Annotated in this window: 15 protein-coding genes and 1 pseudogene; 11 read left to right on the top strand and 5 right to left on the bottom strand. The window is 64.6% G+C overall.

Features of this window, described 5'->3' with window-relative positions:
• Positions 1–91: 91 nt before the first annotated feature.
• The gene (locus FUT88_RS08775) at positions 92–1,570 is read left to right on the top strand and encodes an NCS1 family nucleobase:cation symporter-1 (protein WP_147214642.1); all 1,479 of its coding nucleotides are present in this window, start codon (positions 92–94) and stop codon (positions 1,568–1,570) included.
• Between the two features lie 65 nt (positions 1,571–1,635).
• A complete protein-coding gene (gene upp / locus FUT88_RS08770; protein WP_147214641.1) occupies positions 1,636–2,286 on the top strand; it encodes a uracil phosphoribosyltransferase in 651 nt (216 codons plus the stop codon).
• A 71-nt stretch (positions 2,287–2,357) separates the two neighbouring features.
• Here the strand turns inward: upp and FUT88_RS08765 are convergent.
• Positions 2,358–3,922 (bottom strand): annotated as a pseudogene (locus FUT88_RS08765) (helicase HerA-like C-terminal domain-containing protein).
• Between the two features lie 173 nt (positions 3,923–4,095).
• Between FUT88_RS08765 and FUT88_RS08760 the strand changes: the two are divergent.
• The 8 genes from FUT88_RS08760 to rng all read left to right on the top strand — a co-directional run bounded on the left by FUT88_RS08760 (position 4,096) and on the right by rng (position 11,378).
• Positions 4,096–4,821, top strand: a complete 726-nt coding sequence (locus FUT88_RS08760; protein WP_147214640.1) for a YebC/PmpR family DNA-binding transcriptional regulator — start codon at positions 4,096–4,098, stop codon at positions 4,819–4,821.
• A gap of 93 nt (positions 4,822–4,914) precedes the next feature.
• Complete coding sequence (gene purD, locus FUT88_RS08755; RefSeq protein WP_147214639.1) at positions 4,915–6,183, top strand: phosphoribosylamine--glycine ligase; 1,269 nt, start codon at positions 4,915–4,917, stop codon at positions 6,181–6,183.
• Positions 6,184–6,339: 156 nt separating this feature from the next.
• The gene (gene hemF, locus FUT88_RS08750) at positions 6,340–7,248 is read left to right on the top strand and encodes an oxygen-dependent coproporphyrinogen oxidase (RefSeq protein WP_147214638.1); all 909 of its coding nucleotides are present in this window, start codon (positions 6,340–6,342) and stop codon (positions 7,246–7,248) included.
• Positions 7,245–7,955: a nicotinate-nucleotide adenylyltransferase gene (locus FUT88_RS08745; protein ID WP_147214637.1), complete on the top strand. Its 711-nt coding sequence runs from the start codon at positions 7,245–7,247 to the stop codon at positions 7,953–7,955. The genes hemF and FUT88_RS08745 overlap by 4 nt, the downstream gene beginning before the upstream one ends.
• 72 nt (positions 7,956–8,027) lie before the next feature.
• Positions 8,028–8,669, top strand: a complete 642-nt coding sequence (gene rsfS / locus FUT88_RS08740) for a ribosome silencing factor (protein WP_027680942.1) — start codon at positions 8,028–8,030, stop codon at positions 8,667–8,669.
• A gap of 21 nt (positions 8,670–8,690) precedes the next feature.
• A complete protein-coding gene (gene rlmH, locus FUT88_RS08735) occupies positions 8,691–9,161 on the top strand; it encodes a 23S rRNA (pseudouridine(1915)-N(3))-methyltransferase RlmH (RefSeq protein WP_027680941.1) in 471 nt (156 codons plus the stop codon).
• Complete coding sequence (locus FUT88_RS08730; protein WP_147214636.1) at positions 9,158–9,781, top strand: Maf family protein; 624 nt, start codon at positions 9,158–9,160, stop codon at positions 9,779–9,781. Before rlmH ends, FUT88_RS08730 begins: the two co-directional genes overlap by 4 nt.
• Before the next feature lie 127 nt (positions 9,782–9,908).
• Positions 9,909–11,378, top strand: a complete 1,470-nt coding sequence (rng, locus tag FUT88_RS08725; RefSeq protein ID WP_147214635.1) for a ribonuclease G — start codon at positions 9,909–9,911, stop codon at positions 11,376–11,378.
• A gap of 37 nt (positions 11,379–11,415) precedes the next feature.
• Here rng and FUT88_RS08720 read toward each other — a convergent pair whose 3' ends face one another.
• Together FUT88_RS08720 and msbA are read right to left on the bottom strand one after the other, a co-directional pair.
• Positions 11,416–12,012, bottom strand: coding sequence for a peroxidase-related enzyme (locus FUT88_RS08720; protein WP_147214634.1), 597 nt, complete (start codon positions 12,010–12,012; stop codon positions 11,416–11,418).
• A gap of 49 nt (positions 12,013–12,061) precedes the next feature.
• Complete coding sequence (msbA, locus tag FUT88_RS08715; RefSeq protein WP_147214706.1) at positions 12,062–13,786, bottom strand: lipid A export permease/ATP-binding protein MsbA; 1,725 nt, start codon at positions 13,784–13,786, stop codon at positions 12,062–12,064.
• A gap of 232 nt (positions 13,787–14,018) precedes the next feature.
• Here msbA and FUT88_RS08710 point away from each other — a divergent pair, with 232 nt between their 5' ends.
• Positions 14,019–14,801, top strand: coding sequence for a glycosyltransferase family 25 protein (locus FUT88_RS08710; RefSeq protein ID WP_147214633.1), 783 nt, complete (start codon positions 14,019–14,021; stop codon positions 14,799–14,801).
• A gap of 16 nt (positions 14,802–14,817) precedes the next feature.
• Here the strand turns inward: FUT88_RS08710 and FUT88_RS08705 are convergent, their stop codons facing one another.
• Positions 14,818–15,660 carry a glycosyltransferase family 2 protein gene (locus FUT88_RS08705; protein ID WP_147214632.1) on the bottom strand — a complete coding sequence of 281 codons (843 nt, stop codon included), beginning with the start codon at positions 15,658–15,660 and terminating at the stop codon, positions 14,818–14,820.
• Positions 15,647–16,420, bottom strand: coding sequence for a glycosyltransferase family 2 protein (locus tag FUT88_RS08700; protein WP_147214631.1), 774 nt, complete (start codon positions 16,418–16,420; stop codon positions 15,647–15,649). The genes FUT88_RS08705 and FUT88_RS08700 overlap by 14 nt, the downstream gene beginning before the upstream one ends.
• Positions 16,421–16,426 lie beyond the last annotated feature (6 nt).

Here is a 16,426-nt window from a genome sequence, read left to right as displayed (position 1 = left end):
TGGCACAGCTTTCGCTTGAGCACGCCGGGGAGCGCCGTACAATCGCGCCTGCATTCCGAATATCTACAACGACAACGGATCCCACATCGACATGAGCCAAACCACCTCTTCCGCCTTCTCCGCGGATGCCGCCGGGGCACCCGACCCGACCCTCTGGAACGAAGACCTCAACCCCACCCCGCCCGCGGCCCGCACCTGGACGGCGACCAATTACGCCGCGCTGTGGGTGTCGATGGTGGTGTCGGTGCCGGCCTACATGCTGGCTTCGGGGCTGATGAGCGAGGGCATGAACTGGTGGCAGGCGGTGCTGACGGTGTTCCTCGGCAACCTGATCGTGCTCGTGCCGATGGTGCTGGTGGGCCACGCTGGCACCAAGTACGGCATTCCCTTTCCTGTGCTGGTGCGGGCGTCGTTCGGCGTGCGCGGCGCGCAGTTGCCGGCCATTCTGCGGGCCATCGTGGCGTGCGGCTGGTTCGGCATCCAGACGTGGCTCGGCAGCCAGGCGATCTACACGATCCTCAACGTCGTCACCGACAACATGCTGGTCGGCAGCAACATTCTGGGGCTGGGAATCAACCCCGGCCAGGGATTCTGCTTCCTGCTGTTCTGGGCGCTGCACATCTGGCTGATCACCAAGGGCCTCGAATCGATCAAGCGCTTCCAGGCACTGGCGACCCCGCTGCTGATCCTGGCCGCGCTGGGCCTGGTCTGGTGGGCGTATGTCCATGCGGGCGGCTTTGGCCCGATGCTGTCGGCGCCGTCGGCGTTTTCTGCAGGCGGCAAGCGCGCCGGCGAGTTCTGGGGCTTCTTCTGGCCGTCGCTCACCGCCATGGTCGGCTACTGGGCCACGCTGGCGCTGAACATTCCCGACTTCACCCGCTTTGCACGCAGCCAGCGCGATCAGCTGGTCGGGCAGGCGATCGGCCTGCCGCTGCCGATGGGGCTGCTGGCGCTGGTGGCCGTGCTGGTCACGTCGTCCACGGTGGTCATCTACGGTCAGGCCATCTGGGATCCGGTCACGCTGGCCGGCAAGATGACGGGCCCGTCGGTCATCGTCGCGCTGCTGGCGCTGATTACCGCCACGCTCATGACGAACATCGCCGCCAATGTGGTCTCGCCGGCGTATGACTTCTCGAACCTGGCGCCGCATCGCATCTCATTCCGCATCGGCGGCTACATCACGGCGGGCATCGGCCTGGCCATGATGCCGTGGAAGATCCTGGAAACCACCAAGGGCTACATCTTCACGTGGCTGGTTGGTTACGGCGCGCTGCTGGGCCCGGTGGCCGGCATCATGATGGTCGATTACTTCCTGGTGCGCCGCACGGTGCTCAAAACCGGAGAACTGTTCCGCGTAGACGGCCCGTACGGTTACGGCAACGGCTGGAACGGCTGCGCCATCGTCGCGCTCATCATCGGTGTGCTGCCCAATCTGCCGGGCTTCTTCAAGCAGGCCGGTTTCGTCGCCAGCGTGCCGGGCGTGTTCGAAGCGCTGTACACGTATGCGTGGTTCGTGGGCCTCGCGATCTCCGCCGTGGTGTATGTGCTCCTCATGCGCGGCCGCCGCTGAGCGCTTCCAAAATCGACACGGGGTGCGCCGGTACAATGCGCCCCATCTGAGAATCCCTTGCCGCCATGAAACAAGATCCGCGCTTTCCGAACCTGTTCATCCTCAATCACCCGCTGATCCAGCACAAGCTCACGCACATGCGCGACAAGGACACGTCCACGCGCACGTTCCGCGAGCTGCTGCGTGAGATCACGCTGCTGATGGGCTACGAGATCACGCGCAACCTGCCGCTGACCAGCCGCCACATCGACACGCCGATGGGCCCGATGGAAGCGCCCGTCATCGCGGGTCGCAAGCTGGCCGTGGTGCCGGTGCTGCGCGCAGGCGTGGGCATGAGCGACGGGCTGGTGGAGCTGATTCCGTCGGCGCGCATCGGCCATATCGGCGTGTACCGCGATGACCAACACCGCCCGGTGGAATACCTCGTGCGGCTGCCCGACCTGGAAGACCGCACCTTCATCCTGTGCGATCCGATGGTCGCCACCGGTTACTCGGCCGTCCACGCGGTCGACGTGATGAAGAAGCGCGGCGTGCTCGACGAGAACATCCTCTTCCTGGCGCTCGTGGCGGCGCCCGAAGGCGTGGAGGTGTTCCAGCAGGCGCATCCGGGCGTGAAGCTGTTCGTGGCATCGCTCGATTCGCACCTGGATGAAAACGCCTACATCATCCCGGGCCTGGGCGACGCGGGCGATCGTCTGTTCGGCACGAAAAACTGATCGCGCACGGTCTCAGCGCAAACAAAAACAGCCGGCAATGCCGGCTGTTGTCTTTGGTGCGTCGGATGCGCTCAGCGCTTCTTCGATCCGCCCAGAATGCTGCCCAGCACGCCGCGTACGATTTCGCGCCCGACGGTGGAACCGATGGTGCGCATCGTCGACTTGGCCAATGTTTCGACAATCGAATCGCCACGACCGCTGCGGCCCGTGCCCTTCGTGAGGATCGAGCCGACATCGCCCAGCCAACCGCCGCCGCTCTCCTGTTGCGCAGGTGCAGGTCCAGGCGCGGGCACTGAGCCTGTCGATGCCCCGAAGTCCGTGCCGATGGAACCCGGAGCCGGCGCCGATGCCGCCCCGCCCTTCGCCACGCGGCCGCTCAGGATTTCGTACGCCGATTCACGGTCGATTGCCGTGTCGTAGCGGCCGGCCACCAGCGAATTCGTCATCAGCGCGCGGCGCTCGTCGTCCGAGATCGGCCCGATGCGCGACGCGGGCGGGACGACAAACGCACGCTGCGTGATCTCCGGGCGGCCGCCTCGTCCAGCATGGAGATCAGCGCCTCGCCCACGGCCAGTTCGCCGATGGCCTCTTCGATGCTGAACTCGGGGTTCGCGCGCATCGTGGTGGCCGCGGCCTTCACGGCCTTCTGGTCACGCGGCGTGAAGGCCCGCAGCGCGTGCTGCACGCGGTTGCCGAGCTGGCCGAGCACCGTGTCCGGCACGTCGGCGGGATTTTGCGTCACGAAGTACACGCCCACGCCCTTGGAGCGGATCAGCCGCACCACCTGCTCCACCTTCTGCAGCAGCGACGGCGGCGCATCGTTGAACAGCAGGTGCGCCTCGTCAAAGAAGAAAGCGAGTTTGGGCTTGTCCACGTCGCCCACCTCGGGCAGATGCTCGAACAGCTCGGAGAGCATCCACAGCAGGAACGTCGCGTACAGCTTGGGAGCGTTGAGCAGCTTGTCGGCCGCCAGGATGTTGATCACGCCCTGGCCACGCACGGTCTGCATCAGATCGTTGATGTCGAGCATCGGCTCGCCGAAGAACTGGTCGGCGCCCTGCTCTTCGAGCGCGATCAGGTTGCGCTGAATGGCCCCGATGCTGGCCGACGAGATATTCCCGTACTTGTTCGTGTAGTCCGACGAATGCTCGCCAACGTGCTGGAGCATCGCGCGCAGGTCTTTCATGTCGAGCAGCGCGAGGCCCGCGTCGTCCGCAATCTTGAAGACGAGGTTCAGCACGCCGGTCTGGATGTCGTTCAGGTCGAGCATGCGCGAAAGCATCAGCGGGCCCATGTCGGACACGGTGGCGCGCACGGGGTGGCCACGCTCGCCGTACACATCCCACAACGTGACGGGGCAACCGGCCCATTGCGGCTCTTCCAGCCCGCGCTCCTGCAGGCGGGCCTTGAGCTTGTCGTTTGGCTGGCCGGGCTGCGAAATGCCGGTCAGATCACCTTTCACGTCGGCCAGGAAAACCGGTACGCCAATCTTTGACAGGCCCTGGGCGATGGTTTGGAGGGTGACGGTCTTGCCGGTGCCGGTGGCGCCGGTGATCAAGCCATGCCGGTTGGCGAGCTGGGGCAGCAGCACCAACTCGGCTTTGGCGTTCTTGGCAATCAGGATGGGATCGGTCATGGCGTTTGGACGAGGATCAATCTGGGGGGACGACACACCGCCAAATCGACCGGATGGACGGGGCGGCAGGCGTGTGCAGCATGCTAAAATCCGCGACCGATTATAGAGCGTGCAGGTGGCGTCAAACCGCCATCTGAGCGCCAGATTCCACTGCATTCCGCTCGGAGAGTTTCATGGCCGGTCATTCCAAATGGGCCAATATCAAGCATAAAAAAGCCGCTGCCGACGCCAAGCGCGGCAAGATTTGGACGCGCCTGATCAAGGAAATCACCGTGGCGGCCCGTCTGGGCGGCGGCGATGCCGACTCCAACCCGCGCCTGCGACTGGCCATGGACAAGGCCACCGACGCGAACATGCCCAAGGACAACATCAACCGCGCCATCCAGCGCGGCGTGGGCGGCCTGGAAGGCGCGAACTACGAAGAAATCCGCTACGAAGGCTACGGCATCAACGGCGCAGCCGTGATCGTCGACTGCCTGACCGACAACCGCACGCGCACCGTGGCCGAAGTCCGTCACGGGTTCGACAAGTACGGCGGCAACATGGGCACGTCGGGCTCCGTCGCGTTCCTGTTCGACCACATCGGCCAGTTCATCTTTGCCCCGGGCACGCCCGAAGACAAGCTGATGGACGCCGCGCTCGAGGCCGGCGCAGACGACGTCATCACGCACGAAGACGGCTCGCTCGAAGTCATCTGCCCGCCGCACGATTTCGCCAAGGTCAAGACCGCGCTGGAAGCCGCCGGCTTCAAGGCCGAACTGGCCGAAGTCATCATGAAGCCGCAGACCGAAGTCGTGTTCACCGGCGAAGACGCGGTCAAGATGCAGAAGCTGCTCGACGTTCTGGAAAATCTGGACGACGTGCAGGAAGTCTTCACCAACGCGGTCATCGGGGAGTAAGCCCCGGACGCGCGCATAACGGCGATCGACCTCACGATCGCGTTTTTGTTTTCCAGATTTCGAATCGGATTTGCAATTTCAGGTAGGTACAGCATGAAAGTGATGGTGGTCGGTTCGGGCGGTCGAGAGCACGCCCTGGCATGGAAGCTGGCACGCTCGCCCAAGGTACAGGTGGTGTACGTGGCCCCCGGCAACGGCGGCACGGCGCTCGACAAGCGCCTGCAGAACCTCCCGATCACGGATCCGGAAGTGCTGGCCGCCTTTGCCGAGCGCGAAGGTATCCACTTCACGGTGGTGGGCCCGGAAGCGCCGCTGGCGGCCGGCATCGTCGACCTGTTCCGCGCCAAGGGCCTGCGCATCTTCGGGCCGACCAAGGCCGCCGCGCAGCTCGAATCGTCGAAGGATTTCGCCAAGGCGTTCATGCACCGCCACGGCATTCCGACCGCCAAGTACCAGACCTTTGGCGATGCTGCGCAGGCACATGCGTACGTTGACCAGGAAGGCGCGCCGATCGTCATCAAGGCCGACGGCCTGGCCGCCGGCAAGGGCGTGGTCGTGGCGATGACGGTCGAAGAAGCGCACAGCGCCATCGACATGATGCTGGCCGACAATCGCCTGGGCGACGCCGGGGCACGCGTGGTGATCGAAGAATTCCTGGCCGGCGAAGAAGCCAGCTTTATCGTCGTGTGCGACGGCAAGAACGTCGTGGCGCTGGCCACCAGCCAGGACCACAAGCGCCTGCTCGACGGCGACGCCGGCCCCAACACGGGCGGCATGGGCGCCTACTCCCCTGCGCCAGTGGTTACGCCCACGCTGCACGCCCGCGCGCTGCGCGAGATCATCATGCCGACCATCCGCGGCATGGAGAAGGACGGCATCCCGTACACCGGTTTCCTGTATGCCGGCCTGATGATCGATGCAGAAGGCAATCCCAAGACGCTCGAATTCAACTGCCGCATGGGCGACCCCGAAACGCAGCCCATCATGGCGCGCATGAAGACCGACCTGTACGACGTGCTCGACCGCGCCATCGACGGCAAGCTCGACGGCATGGAGCTGGACTGGGACCGCCGCACCGCACTGGGCGTGGTCATGGCCGCCCACAATTACCCGGACACGCCGCGCAAGGGCGACGTCATCACCGGCATCCCGAAGGAAACCGAAGACAGCGTCACTTTCCACGCCGGCACCACGCTCAAGGACGGCGTGCTGACCACCAACGGCGGCCGGGTGCTATGCGTGGTCGGCCTGGCCGACACCGTCAAGGCGGCGCAGCGTGCGGCGTACAACGCCATCGAGCAGATCCACTTTGACGGCGCCCAGTACCGTACCGATATCGGACATCGCGCCATCCGCCATTGAGCGACCGCCCGCCGCGCCCATGCCCCACGATGGGGCAGGCGCGGCATCCGTCACCCCGGGTGATCCCCAACTTGCCCGCGCGGCCCGCCCGCTACAATGGTGACAACCGTATGACTCGGCCCGACTCGCCCCTACGAGCGGCCTCCTTCTGATCGCATGGATACCCAAGCCGTCCGCGCCTACCTGCTGGACCTGCAGGACCGCATCACCACTGCCGCCAGCGCGCTGGACGGCGGCACGTTCATCACCGACGCATGGGAGAAGCCGCCCACCGAGCGCCTGCGCGGCAGCGGCCGCACCCGCATCCTGGAAGGCGGCACGCTGCTCGAGCGCGGCGGCGTCGGTTTCTCGCACGTGATGGGCGACACCCTGCCCCCGTCGGCGACGGCCAACCGGCCCGAATTGGCCGGACGCGGCTTCGAGGCGATGGGCGTGTCGCTGGTCTTCCATCCGCGCAACCCGTACGTGCCCACGGTGCACATGAATGTGCGCTGCTTCGTCGCCGTGCGCCCGGACGCCGAGCCCGTCTGGTGGTTCGGTGGCGGCATGGATCTGACGCCTTACTACGGCTTCACCGAAGACGCCTCGCATTTCCACCGCACCTGCCAGGGCGCCCTCGCCCCATACGGCGACGAGCTGTACCCCCGCTTCAAGCAATGGTGCGACGACTATTTCTATCTGAAGCATCGCAAGGAAGCGCGCGGCGTTGGCGGCATCTTCTTTGACGACTTTGCCGAACTGGGCTTCGAGCGCAGCTTCGAGATGATGCGCTCGGTGGGTGACGCCTTCCTGCCGGCGTGGCTGCCCATCGCCGAGCAACGCCACGCCACGCCCTATGGTGAGCGCGAACGCGCCTTCCAGGCCTATCGTCGTGGCCGCTATGTCGAGTTCAACCTGGTATTCGACCGCGGCACGCTGTTCGGCCTGCAAAGCGGCGGCCGCGCGGAATCGATCCTGATGTCGATGCCGCCGGTCGCCAACTGGCGCTACGACTGGCAGCCGGAACCGGGTTCGCCGGAGGCCGCGTTGTACACCGATTTCCTGCCGGCGCGCGATTGGGTATGACACTTCCCACATTCGTGCGCCCCGATCTCGATCGCCCCTACCGGCTTGGCTTGCTGGGCGGCACGTTCGATCCGCCGCATGTCGGCCACATTGCCCTCGCCGAACTGTGCATCGCCCGCCTCGACCTGGATGAGCTGCTGTGGATTCCCACCGGCGTGTCGTGGCAAAAGGCCGCCGACATCACGCCAGCACCGCTGCGCTTCGCCATGACCGAACTGGCCGCCAAAGCGGTACGCGGTGGCCGCGCGCGGGTCCACGTGAGCAGCATGGAAGTCGACCGCCACGGCCCCAGCTACACCATCGACACCGTGCGCGAATTGCGCGGCGTCTACGGCCCGGATACCTCCATGGCGTGGCTGATGGGCGCCGACCAGCTCGTCGGCCTGGACACCTGGCACGGCTGGCAGGACCTGTTCGAATACGTCCACCTGTGCGTCGCTACACGCCCGGGTTTCGACCTCCAGGCTTTGCATGTGCCGGTGCAGCGCGAACTCGATGTGCGCCGCGCCGACACGGCATTGATACAATGCGCACCCGCCGGCCACATGTGGATCGACCAGACCCTGGCCGTCGACCTGTCATCCACCCGCCTGCGCCAGCAGCTGGCCGCCGGCGCGCGCTGCGACGCCGACCTGCCCGCCGGCGTGGCCGACCTGATCCAATCGCATTCGCTGTACCGCCGTGCCAATGGCACAGTCAGTGCTTGACCGCGTGATTGACCGCATTCACGCGCTTTTTTGACCTTTTTTCTCGTCCTTTAAACGTTCTTCTCACTCAGTATGGATATTCGCAAACTACAACGCGTGATCGTCGACGCGCTCGAAGACGTCAAGGCGCAAGACATCAAGGTCTTCAATACGACGCACCTGACCGAACTGTTCGACCGCACGGTCATCGCCAGCGGCACGTCCAATCGCCAGACGAAGGCCCTCGCCGCATCGGTGCGTGACGCCGTGAAGGAAGCCGGCGGCCACATCATCGCCGTGGAAGGCGAAGACGTGGGCGAATGGGTGCTGGTCGACTGCGGCGACGCCGTGGTCCACATCATGCAGCCACAACTACGCCAGTACTACAACCTCGAAGAAATCTGGGGTGACAAGCCTGTGCGCATCGAACTCGGCGGCACGGGCAAGCGTGGCCTGCCCAAGGCCAGCGAAGGCTACGACGACGAGGAAGACGAGGCCGAAGAGGTCACGCCCGCCAAGCGCCGGACCACCAAGCCGAAGCTGGCAGGCGAGCGCCCGACCAAGGCTGCAGCGCCGGCCAAGAAGGCGCCTGCCAAGACGGCTGCCAAGAAGCCCGCCACCAAGCGCGCGGCCGGTACGGGCAAGACCGCCACGAAGACGGCCACCAAAACCGCTGCAAAAACCGCCACCAAGACGGCAGCCAAGCGCGCGCCGGCCAAGAAGCGCGCAGCGTAACGTCGGGCAGGCTGTCTCGCCATGCAGTTGCTGATCGTCGCCGTCGGGCACAAGATGCCGTCCTGGATCGAGGACGGTTTCTCCGAGTATGCCAAGCGCATGCCGCCCGAGCTCCGCATTGAACTACGCGAGATCAAACCCGAGCAGCGCTCGGGCAGCCGCACCGCCGCCACCGTCATGCAGTTGGAAGCGGCGCGCATTGAAGCCGCGCTGCCCAAGGGATGCCGCATGATCGCGCTGGACGAGCGCGGCAAGGACCTCACCACCGTCGCGCTGGCTGAATCGCTCACCGGATGGCAACAGGAAGGCGGTGACATCGCCTTCGTCATCGGCGGTGCGGACGGGCTGGACCCGGCGCTCAAGGCGAAAGCCCGTACGCTGATTCGTCTGTCGAGCCTGACGCTGCCGCACGGCATGGTGCGCGTGCTGCTGGCCGAGCAGCTCTATCGCGCGTGGAGCATCACGCAGAACCACCCGTACCACCGCGTATGACCATGGATGCACCCGGCGCGCCGCACCTCTATCTCGCCTCGCAAAGCCCGCGCCGTCAGGAACTTCTGCGCCAGATCGGCGCGCGCTTCGAGCTGCTGCTGGCCGGCGACGACGAAGACGCGGAAGCGCTGGAAGCCGTACTGCCCAACGAGACGCCCGACGACTACGTCCAACGTGTCTGCGCGTTGAAGGCACAGGCTGCGGTGCGCCGCCGCATCGCACGCAACCTCCCCGCCCTGCCGATCCTCACGTCGGACACCACGGTATGCCTGGGCGGCGAGATTCTCGGGAAACCGTCTGACGCCGCCGATGCCCATCGCATGCTGCGCGCGATGTCCGGCCGCGAGCACCGTGTGCTGACCGCCGTAACGGTCGTCACCGCCAGCGGCACGCCGATGCACGCGCTGTCCATTTCGGACGTGCGCTTTGCCGTGCTGACGGACAACGACATCGCCCGCTACATCGGCAGCGGCGAGCCTTTCGGCAAGGCCGGCGCCTACGGCATCCAGGGCCGTGCAGCCGCCTTTGTGGCCCATATCTCGGGAAGCTATTCGGGTATCATGGGTCTTCCCTTGTTCGAGACCGCCGCACTGCTCGCGCAGGCGGGCATCACGCTGTAACTCGCCCCTGACCGGCCGCTGACGCACGCACCGGGCAGCGTGCGAGAGCCGGTTTCAAGACACGCTTCGGGCGCATACGATCGAGCCCAGAGGCGGGTGCTGAAACCCGCTCTCCTGGTACCTCTCCATGTCCGAAGACATCCTCGTCAATATCACGCCGCAAGAAACGCGCGTGGCCATCGTTCAGCAAGCCGCCGTTCAGGAGCTTCATATCGAGCGCACGCTAACGCGCGGCCTGGTCGGCAACATTTATCTTGGCAAGGTGGTGCGCGTGCTGCCCGGCATGCAGTCGGCCTTTATCGATATCGGGCTGGAGCGCGCCGCGTTCTTACACGTGGCCGACATCTGGCACCCCCGCGACGCCAAGGACGCGCCGCCCACGCCGCAGGTCGCCATCGAGAAGACGCTGTTCGAAGGCCAGGCGCTGATGGTGCAGGTCATCAAGGATCCGATCGGCACCAAGGGCGCGCGGCTGTCCACGCAAGTCAGCATTGCCGGCCGCACGCTGGTGTATCTGCCGCAAGACCCCCACATCGGTATCTCGCAGAAAATCGGCAACGAGGCCGAGCGCGAAGCGCTGCGCGCGCGCGTGACCGCCATGGTCCCCACCGATGAACGCGGCGGCTTCATCGTGCGCACGATCGCTGAAGAGTCGACCGATGAAGAACTCGCCAACGACGTCGCTTACCTGCGCAAGATCTGGGCGACCATCCGTCACAACGCGACGACCCTGCCCGCGCCTTCGATCCTGTATCAGGACCTCAACCTCGCCCAGCGCGTGCTGCGCGATTTCGTGACAGATGAAACGCGCAGCATCCAGGTCGATTCGCGCGAGAACCATCAGAAGCTCATCGAGTTTGCGCAGGAATACACGCCCGCCGTGGTCGAGCGCCTGACGCATTACACCGGCGAGCGGCCCATTTTTGACTTGTACAACATCGAGGCGGAAGTCGAGCGCGCGCTGTCGCGCCGGGTCGACCTGAAATCGGGCGGCTACCTGATGATCGACCAGACCGAGGCGATGACGACAATCGACGTCAACACCGGCGGTTACGTGGGCGCGCGCAACTTCGACGACACGATCTTCAAGACGAACCTGGAAGCGGCGCACACCATCGCGCGGCAACTGCGGCTGCGCAACCTGGGCGGCATCATCATCATCGACTTCATCGACATGGAGTCGGCCGAGCATCGCGATGCGGTGCTGGCGGAACTGCGCAAGGCGCTGTCGCGCGACCGAACGCGCATCACGGTCAACAGCTTCTCGCAGCTTGGCCTTGTGGAGATGACGCGCAAACGCACGCGCGAATCGCTCGCGCATGTGCTGTGCGAGCAATGCCCGGTGTGCCAGGGCAAGGGCCAAGTGAAGACGCCGCGCACCGTGTGCTACGACATCCTGCGCGAGATCATGCGCGAGTCGCGGCAGTTCAATCCGCGCGAATTCCGCATCCTCGCGTCGCAGTCAGTGATCGACCTGTTCCTGGAAGAAGAAAGCCAGCACCTTGCGATGCTGGGCGACTTCATCGGCAAGCCGATTTCGCTGCAGGTGGAATCGTCGGCGGCCAGCCAGGAGCAGTACGACATCATCTTGATGTAGTGCTGCACGAACTGGCGGCATAGACGCCGCCTCCGCCCTACTTCTTCTCGCGCGGAAGGCGGCCGAGCAGGAAGAACTCGTCATTGGGCCGCATCGAAATCACATTCGCCATGCGGTTCGAGAGGCCGAAGAAGGCCGTGATGCCGGTGATGTCCCAGATGTCCTCATCATCGAAGCCGTGCGCGCGCAGCACTTCATAGTCGGCGTCATTGACGGTGTGCGAGGCGGTGCAGACCTTCATCGCAAAGTCGAGCATGGCCCGCTGGCGCGGCGTGATGTCGGCCTTTCGGTAATTGACGGCCACCTGGTCGGCCACGAGCGGATTCTTCTCGTAGATGCGCAGAATGGCGCCGTGCGCGACCACGCAATACAGGCATTGGTTGGCGGCGGACGTTGCGACGACGATCATCTCGCGTTCGCCCTTGGTGAGGCTGCTGCCTTCGCGCAGCATCAGCGCGTCGTGGTATGCGAAGAAGGCACGGCATTCGTCGGGCCGATGCGACAGCGCCAGGAAGACGTTCGGCACAAAGCCGCTCTTCTCCTGCACCTCCAGGATGCGCGCGCGAATGTCTTCGGGAATGTCGGCCAGTTCAGGAACGGGGAACCGGCTGATGGGCGGCGTGGTGGTCGTCACGATGTCTCCTTTGATTGAGCATCCTGAGCACGCCGCCTGTGAGGAAGGCTTACTGGGTGGCGAACTGGATGCGATGGAGTCCAGCATACAACCCATCGCGCTCGATGAGTTCGCGATGCGTGCCGGCTTCGGCAATCTTGCCGTGCTCTAGCACGATGATCCGGTCGGCATTTTCGATGGTCGACAGGCGGTGCGCGATCACCAGCGTCGTACGGCCTTCCATCAGGCGTTCGAGCGCGGCCTGCACTTGGCGCTCGGACTCCGAATCGAGTGCGGACGTCGCTTCGTCCAGGATCAGGATCGGCGCATCCTTGTAGATTGCGCGGGCGATCGCCAGGCGCTGGCGCTGTCCGCCGGACAGCTTCGAGCCGTTGTCGCCGATATTGGTATCGATGCCCTCGGGCAGGTTGTCCACCACATCAGTCAGGTAGGCCGCTTCGAGCGCGCGGCGCACGCGTGCCATGTCGATCTCGGAGGCGTCACGCGCGCCATAGGCCACGTTGGCTGCGATGGTGTCGTTGAACAGCACCACGTCCTGGCTCACGAAGGCGATCTGCCGGCGCAGGTCGTGCAGCGCCAGATCGGCCAACGCATTGCCGTCGAGCGAGATCGTGCCCGAGGTCGGATCGAAGAAGCGCGGCAGCAGGTTCACCAGCGTGGTCTTGCCGCTGCCCGATGGCCCGACCAGCGCAACGACCTCGCCCGGCTTGACGTGCAGATTGACGTTGTCGAGCGCTGCCCGGCCATCTTCGCCATAGCGAAACGTGACGTTGTCGAAGCGGACATCGCCGCGGGCACGATCGATCTTCTTGCCGCCCTCTTGCGGTTCGATCGGCGTGTCGATCAGGCCGAAGATGAATTCGGCGGCGGTCAGGCCGCGCTGCAGCGGCTGGTTCACGTCGGTCAGGTGCTTGAGCGGCGAGATCAGCAGCAGCATTGCCATCACAAAGCCGGTAAAGCCGCCAACCGTGGTCTGGTTGGCCTGCGCCTGCAACATGGCAATGGCCAGGATGACCGACAGCGCCAGCGCCGCCAGGAACTGCGTCACCGGCTGGTTCAGGCCGCCCGCCACGGCCACGCGCATGGCGTAACCGCGGAGGCGATTCGTCATGGCATTGAAGCGCAGCGATTCGTACGCCTCGCCGCCGTGCAGCTTGACGACCTTGTAGCCACCCACAGCCTCTTCCACCACATAGGCCGCCTGGTTGGTCAGGTTCTGGCTCTCGCGGTTGAGCGAGCGCAGGCGACGGTTGATGCGCGACATCAGCAGCCCGATGATCGGCAGGATCACCGCCACTACCAGCGTCAAACGCCAATTGGTATAGAAGAGGAAGACCAGCAGCGCCAGCACCGTCATCGAGTCGCGCACCAGCGTGATGAACACACCGGTCAGCACCTGCAGCACCTGGTTCACTTCAAAGATGACCGCGTTGATGATCGACGCGGCCGTATTGCGCTGATAGTACGAAGCCGGCGCCTGCAGCAGCCGTTCGAACATCTTCATCCGCAGATTCAGCAGCACCTTGTTCGAGACGAGGCTCAGCAGATACGTCGACGCAAATTGCGCAATGCCGCGCACCACGGCAATCCCCACCAGCATGGCCGGCACCTGCCACAGCTTGCCGGCGTATTCACCGCCGAAGCCCTGATCCAGCAAATCCTTCACGACCTTGGGGATGATCCCCTCCGTGGCCGCCACCACACCCATGGCGACCATTGCCAGGATGAAAGCGGTCAATTCGGGGCGAAGGTAGCCCCACAACCGCTTGAGCATCGGCTTGGCGGGCGCTGGGTGATCAGACTTTGCTTGTATACTCACGGCGTTTTCAAATGAGGGTGGGCAGCGTGCGTCGCATGGCGATCGCATGGCCGCCATAAAGTGCGTCGCAGCGTCTGTCATCCGACAGACGGGCGACCCGGCATTTTAGCGGCAATCCACCACCCGGCCCATCCTGCTGCGCAATGCCCGGCCAAGACTGGCCGGCGGATCACCTGACGCTTCCGCAATGAGTTCGCGCGTTCCCACGTTTTTCATCAATCTCGATCATGACACCGGGCGCCGCGAAGCGCTGGAGCGACAACTCGATGCGTTGGGCCTGCCGCATCGCCGCTTCCCTGGTGTGTACGGCAAGACACTTCCCGCCGACGAACTTGCGCGCCACTATGACCATGCACGCGCTACGAGCCAAAGCCGCGAATTGACCGTCGGCGAAGTCGGCTGCGCGCTGAGCCACCTCGGCGTCTACCGCGCAATGATCGAGGAGGACCTGCCCTACGCGCTCATTCTGGAAGACGATGCGAAACTCGGGCCGGATGTGCCCGCCGTGCTCCAGGCCCTGGCACAGAGCGTGTCACCCGACGAACCGGTCGTCACGCTGCTCACGCACATCGACCGTTACTACAAGCGCAGCGCCCGGCCCCTGACGGCGCACCACCGCACGGTCAAACTTGCCAACTACCAGTGGCTCGCGCATGGCTATTTCGTCACGCGCGCCGCGGCCAAGCGCATGGTCGAGCAGCTCTATCCCGTGTGGCTGGCCGCAGACTATTGGTACAAGTTCGAGCGCGAAGGCATCGTCCAGATGCGTGCCGTCGTGCCTTATGTGATTGGCGTGCAGAACTTCGATAGCGGCTCGAACCTCGAAGCCGATCGCGCCATCAAAAGCCGCGAAGCCGACAACCGCCTGGGGCTCGGCCATCATCTGCGCCAGATTTTCGTGCGCAAGTTCCTCTATCAGATCTTCGTGCGGCCGTTCCTCGGCATCGTTAAGCAGAAGAAGACTTGGTGAACATGACGGCGCCCGCTCAGGCGCCCTGCTCTCGCAGCTCTGCAAGCCCAACGTCTGCGCGGATGATGTCGGTATTGCGCCGAGCCATCATGCGTTGATAGTTGGGGCTTTCCTGCTCGCGCGATTGCTCGCGATGCCATAGATGGAAGACTTCGGTCGCGCAGAAGCCGCGCTTGCGCCGCACACCGGCGTTGTACAGGCGCACCGCCAGATCGGCGTCTTCATGACCCCACCCGACGAAGCTCTGATCGAAGCCGTTCACGCGTTCGAAATCGCTGCGCCACACGCCAAGATTGCAGCTCTTGATGCCGCGCAGGCTGGTGTCCTTGAAAGTGCGCGGCACCGGCAGACCCGGCACCAATAGCGGCAGGAACTTGTTGATGCGGCCCGCGCGCCAGGCGGCAAACCAATACGCGCGGTCCTTCAGGTGGATGTCGATCTGCTCGGCGACGACCTCACGCGTCATCGCCTCATTCAGCAGGATGCGGCTACCGGACAGCAAACGCCCCCGCTCGGCCAACGCGCGGTGCCGGGCGACGAAATCCGGACGCGGCACGCAATCGCCATCGAGAAAAACGAGGTAGTCGGCGTCCGTCGCCAGCACGCCGCGGTTGCGGATTTCGCCAGCGCGAAAGCCGTCGTCGGGTTGCCAAACATGGCGCAGGGTATACGGCGCGGTCTTGGCAGCGGTTTCGACCGCCACGCGTGTGTCATCGCGCGAACCGTCGTCGGCGACAATGACGTCGAAGGCACGGTCGGTCTGTGCGCCACACCCTGCCAGTACGCGAACCAGCGCGTCCGCGCGGTTGTACGTCGTAACGATGAGGGCGATGCGACGCGGCGGTTCAGCGCTTGCCATGACGATGCAGCATCATCAGCTTGACGTAGCGGTAATACGTGCCCTCGGCGTTCGACACCGCGAGCATGAAGCCCTCCGCGCCATCTAGGAAACCACGCTGGATGATGTACGTACGGAGGAACGCCCACAGCCCGTGGCCGATCGCACTGCCCAACGACGCGCGCTTGCCCTTGGCATAAGCTGCGGCCGCTCCGGCGGTCGAATAATCGTTGGCCTTGTCCAGCGCAGCCTTCAGATCCGGAATCGAATAGTGGATGATCGGTGCGCGGAAGTCGCCCACCGTACCCTCGAAGACCAAGTGGGAGTGCACCGGCGCATCGAAGAACGTCACCTGCTCGCGCTTGAAAAAGCGACGAATGCGGTCCGGCCACCAACCCGAGTGCTTCATGAAGCGGCCGCAAAAACTGGAGCTGCGCGGCATGGAGTAGACAGTGTGCGGGCTCCCCGATTCGAGTACGGCGATCATCTCGGCACGCAGTTCGGGGCTGATGCGCTCATCGGCGTCCAACGAAAGCACCCAGTCGGTACGGGCTTCGCGCAAGGCACGGTTGGACTGCTCCCCGTAGCCGGGCCAGTCGGTTTCGAACACGCGCGCACCGAGCTGGCGGCAGATGTCCTGCGTGCCGTCCGTGCTGCCCGAGTCGAAGACGATGACATCGTCCGCCCAGTCGCGCACCGAGCGGATGCAGTCGCCGATATCAGCGGCTTCATTCTTGGCGACGATGATGACGGCGAGCGTGGCTCGATTGGATGCGGACATGCGAAA

It is taken from the genome of Ralstonia sp. TCR112, from assembly GCF_007997035.1.
GTDB lineage: Bacteria > Pseudomonadota > Gammaproteobacteria > Burkholderiales > Burkholderiaceae > Ralstonia > Ralstonia edaphi.
This window is presented reverse-complemented; position numbering and strand designations above follow the sequence as displayed.